General features: G+C 69.7%; 4 protein-coding genes and 1 pseudogene. All 5 read right to left on the bottom strand.

What is annotated here, in order from left to right; genetic code table 11:
* Positions 1-15: 15 nt before the first annotated feature.
* Positions 16-234 (bottom strand): hypothetical protein, encoded by a 219-nt coding sequence (locus tag ACFU53_RS46790; protein ID WP_384006397.1) that lies wholly within the window; start codon positions 232-234, stop codon positions 16-18.
* Positions 235-276: 42 nt separating this feature from the next.
* The gene (locus tag ACFU53_RS46785; RefSeq protein ID WP_384006395.1) at positions 277-1,056 is read right to left on the bottom strand and encodes a hypothetical protein; all 780 of its coding nucleotides are present in this window, start codon (positions 1,054-1,056) and stop codon (positions 277-279) included.
* Positions 1,053-2,198: a CHAT domain-containing protein gene (locus tag ACFU53_RS46780; RefSeq protein WP_384006393.1), complete on the bottom strand. Its 1,146-nt coding sequence runs from the start codon at positions 2,196-2,198 to the stop codon at positions 1,053-1,055. Before ACFU53_RS46780 ends, ACFU53_RS46785 begins: the two co-directional genes overlap by 4 nt.
* Before the next feature lie 124 nt (positions 2,199-2,322).
* A pseudogene (locus ACFU53_RS46775) lies at positions 2,323-2,490 on the bottom strand (tetratricopeptide repeat protein); the annotation flags it as partial.
* Positions 2,491-2,613: 123 nt separating this feature from the next.
* Positions 2,614-4,386: an arginine--tRNA ligase gene (gene argS, locus ACFU53_RS46770; protein WP_384006391.1), complete on the bottom strand. Its 1,773-nt coding sequence runs from the start codon at positions 4,384-4,386 to the stop codon at positions 2,614-2,616.
* Positions 4,387-4,554: the final 168 nt, after the last annotated feature.

Raw genomic sequence — 4,554 nt, 5'->3', positions numbered from 1 at the left:
GGGTGCCCCCGCGCGTCAGCGGGAGCGTTCCGCGAGGGTCAGGAGGAGATGGGCGGACTCCGGGCGGAGGAAGTCGGAGTGGGCGCCGGCCGGGTGGAGGCGGGTGCGGCGGCTGCCCCTGTAGAGCCAGTTGGCGTCCACGCTGACCAGCCGGTGGTCCAGGGACCGCTGCGGATAGACGGCGTTGACGGGCAACAGCTCGGTGCTGGACGGGGGGACCGGGGCGGCGCCCACACCGGAGTGGCCGATTCCGGGTGCTTTCTCGGCGCGAAGGTGTCAGAAACCGGTGGCCCGGTCCCAGCGGGAGTGGGTCAGGGCGATCGGGCCGCGTAGCGGGGCGCCCGGGTGGGTCTCCGTCGGGAACAGCGTGTCGAAGTACCGCGCGAAGGCGTCGCGCGGGGCCGCCATCTGGAAGATGAGCATGCTGTCGACGGTGAACGGGCGCCGCGGGTCGTACGGCGTGCTCCAGCCGAGCACGGGCGGCTGTTCGGCCGCCCGTTGCACCGCCTCGCACAGGAAGCGGCCACCGAAGGAGTGACCCATGAGGTGCAGATACTGTCCGGTGCGGCCCGCCAGGACCGCCGGGCCCGACGGGTCGGTCCGTTCGGTGTCCAGGTAGCCCAGCAAGTGACCGATGACGTACGGGGCATGCCCCCGGCCCTCGGCGCTCATGGCATGGGCCCGGTCCCTGATCTTGAGGTAACCCCCCTTGTACCGGGGCAGGCTGGACGACGGCCAGCGGACCACGACACACCAGGGCCGGTACCCGGACCTCAGACCGGGATAGCGGTCCGGGGCGGACCTGTACAACTCGACCGCCTGCCCCAGCAGTCGTACGGCCGTCCGGGTCGCCTGGACGGGCGGGGTCCGCCATCCGTGCACGTAGACGTGGATGTCGGTGGCCCACTCGGGAAGGGCCAGCCGCGCTGCCAGATGCTCGGCGACACGGCCGACCGGTACCGGTGGCCCGCCGCCCGGCCCCGTCAGACGCCCCTGCTCGTCGAGGTCGACCTCGGCAGGGGGAGCGATCTCCGGCCGCTTCCGTGGCGCGGTCACGAGGACAGGTCCAGACGGCTGTTGATACCGCAGTTCAGGGAGTAGGCGAGGGCGAGCGGGTTGTGGAACTCCCGTGCGAAACGCCGTACCAGCGACTGGCCTATCTCGCCGGCCGTGTGCCGACCGGTCAGGTAGTGGTCGAGGAAGGCGTACGCGTACTCGGTCGCGAAGACCTGCGGGATCTCGATCTGCGGCGCGAGGACGCCGTCCGCCCCCAGGGCGATCAGCTCCTGCGCGAGGTGCTTGAGTCTTCCCGGGTCGGCCGCCTTCGCCGAATGGCAGGCGTTCAGCAGCACGAAGGGCTTGAAACGGGCCAGCGGGCTACGGACGTGGGAGCGCCGCTTGCGCTGGACCACGGGGCCGTCGAGGTCCTCGGTGTCGGAGAGCCGTACGGCCAGGAACCGGCTCGACGCACCGGCGTTCACGAACCGCCCGTGGCACCAGAAGTACATGACGTCCTCGTACAGCACGGCATGCGACAGGGCCTGCAGGAGGTCGCTGCCCTGGGTACGGACGATCAGCCGGGAGCGCTCCTCCAGGAGCTTGTGCACCTCGTGCGCCCGGCCCACGTGATCAAGGGCCGTGTCCTTGTTGAGGCTTGTGGTGGCCTGCTCACGCCGGCCCAGTGGGGCGTGGTCCCAGGGATAGCCGGGGTCGGCCTGCTCGATCTGGTGCCGGTGCCCCAGGAACGCCTCCCAGACGCTGCCGCACTCCGCGGGATCCACGGCGAGCATGGGCAGCGGCAGCTGCCACTCGGACTCGAAGCTGATGCGCAGCGGCCGCTCCCCGGCGAGAGCGCCCAGCAGGAAATCACGGAAGCGGCCGAGGTCGTAGCCCGTACCGTCGAGCATCACACGGAGCAGATCGAAGCCCTCGTCGGCCAGCTTCGCCACCAACGGATCGGTCAGCGGGCGGAGTTCGGTCAGATCGACGGATTCCGCCAGCGGGTAACCGCCCACCCGCTGCCCGTACCCGGCGCCGGTGCCCTGATGACGCACCACCTGGTCGCGCCAGATGGCCCGTAGCCGTTCCGCGCGATCCGCCAACTCCCCCGCGGACACCTCCAGTCTGGCCTGATGCCAGGACTTGGCCTCGGGCGTCGGCACACCGGGAAGAAAGGCGATGACACTCAGTTCCTCCAAGCCGGACCGGTACAGCTTCACATACAGCTTCGCGGGGGGTTCGTCCGTCGGAGGAGTGGTCGGCGACCTGGACACGGGTGTGGTCGGCGATCAGGGCGTCGAACACCTCGCCGGCCCGGTCGTACCGCCCGGCCGCGCGGTGAGCGGCGTCCACCCACAGCCGTACCGTGAGGGTCCTGGGGTGGTCGGGTCCGTGCAGCCGCTCACAGTCCTCGACCAACGGCTCGTAGAGCTCCAGGGCCTGCGCGTAACGGTCTTCCTCGGCGAACACCCGGGCGAGACTGAGCCGCACGTCGAGGACCCGCGGATTGCCGGGTCCCAGGAACCGCTCCAGGTCCGTGCGCAGCGACTCCAGTTCCCGGACCGCCCGGGCAGGACCCGGGGGACACGGCGACGACGTCGAGGCCTCGCGGCCTCAGAGCTTCTCGGGCGTCCTGATGCCCAGCAGCGCCATCCCCCGGTGCAGGGTGCGGGCCGTCAGGTCGACCAGGAACAGGCGGTTCTCCACCTGGGCCGGGGTCTCGGCCTTCAGGACCGGGCACTGGTCGTAGAACGAGGTCAGCAGGGTCGCCAGCTTGAAGAGGTACGCGGCCAGCTTGTGCGGCTCGTACGACTCCGCCACCTCGGCCACGGTCTCGCCGAACTGGTCCAGGTGCAGCCCCAACGCCCGCTCGGCCGGGGCCAGTTCGAGCTCCGGGTGGGCGGCCGGGCTCGCCGTCCCGCCTGCCTTGCGGAGGATCGACTGGATACGGGCGTACGCGTACTGGAGGTAGACGGAGGTGTCGCCGTTCAGCGAGACCATCTGGTCCAGGTCGAACTTGTAGTCCCGTACGGCGGAGGTCGACAGGTCGGCGTACTTCACCGCGCCGACGCCGACGTACCGGCCGTTCTCGACGATCTCCTCCTCGGTCAGGCCCATCTTCTCGGCCTTCTCCCGGACGACGGTCGTGGCGCGGTCGATCGCCTCGTCGAGCAGGTCGACCAGGCGGACCGTCTCGCCCTCACGGGTCTTGAACGGCTTGCCGTCCTTGCCGAGGACCGTGCCGAAGGCGAGCTGGAACGCATTGACGTCGTCGTCGTTCAGCCAGCCCGCCCGGCGCGCGGTCTCGAAGACCATCTTGAAGTGCAGGGACTGGCGGGCGTCGACGACGTACAGGAGCGCGTTCGCCTTGAGGTGGAAGACGCGGTCCCTGATCGCGGAGAGGTCGGTCGCCGCGTAGCCGTAGCCGCCGTCCGACTTCTTGACGATCAGCGGGACCGGGTTGCCGTCCGGGCCCTTGACGTCGTCGAAGAAGACACAGAGGGCGCCCTCCGAGCGGACCGCGACCCCCGACTCCTCCAGAAGGCGACACGTCTCGTCCAGCATGTCGTTGTAGCCCGACTCGCCGACGATGTCCGCGTCCCGGACCTCCATGTCCAGCTTCTCGAAGACGGAGAAGAAGTAGATCTTCGACTCGTCGACGAACTTCTGCCACGTGGCGAGGGTGTGCGGGTCGCCGGCCTGGAGGTCGACCACCCGACGGCGGGCCCGCGTCTTGAACTCCTCGTCGGAGTCGAACAGCTTCCGGGCGGCCTTGTAGAGGCGGTCGAGGTTCGACATCGCCTCCTCGCCGCTCACCTGGGCGTCCTTGTGGTCCAGCTCGTGCGGGTGCTCGTCCAGATACTGGATGAGCATGCCGAACTGGGTGCCCCAGTCGCCGATGTGGTGCCTGCGGACCACGTTCTCGCCGGTGAACTCCAGGATCTGGACGACCGCGTCGCCGATCACGGCGGAGCGGAGGTGGCCGACGTGCATCTCCTTCGCCACGTTCGGCTGGGCGTAGTCGATGACCGTCGTGCCCGGCTGCTCCGCGAGGGGCACACCGAGGCGGGCGTCCGCGTCCGCGTACCGCGCCGCGAGGTTCTCGGTGATCGCCCTGTCCGTGAGCGTGATGTTCAGGAAGCCGGGGCCGGAGACCTCGATCTCCTTGATCACCTCGCCGGACTCCACCTGGGCGACGACCCGCGTGGCCAGCTCCCTCGGGTTCGCCTTCGCCTTCTTCGCGAGGGCGAGGATCCCGTTCGCCTGGTAGTCAGCCCGGTCGCTGCGTCGCAGCAGCGGGTCCGCGTCGGCCTCCGGCAGGGTGGCCGTGAGTGCTGATGCGAGGCGCTGGTTGACGGAGGCGGTGAGGGACGTGACCGAAGCCATCAGGGGGAGCCGTTCTCCTCGGGGTACGGGTGGATGTCGTCAGTATCCCACGGGGGTAAAGGGATTTTTCTGGTGCTGCGGTCGGGGTGGGAGCGCCTTGGGGGGGGGGGGCTTCTCGCGCAGTTCCCCGCGCCCCTGAAAGAACCAGGCCCCTGCGGGGCCTGAAAG

This window comes from Streptomyces sp. NPDC057474, assembly GCF_042802555.1.
Classification (GTDB): domain Bacteria; phylum Actinomycetota; class Actinomycetes; order Streptomycetales; family Streptomycetaceae; genus Streptomyces.
This window is presented reverse-complemented; position numbering and strand designations above follow the sequence as displayed.

What these genes read in the sequence shown, in the direction of transcription:
- argS (WP_384006391.1), bottom strand. Translation starts at nt 4,386, where the DNA reads ATGGCTTCGGTCACGTCCCTCACCGCCTCCGTCAACCAGCGCCTCGCA.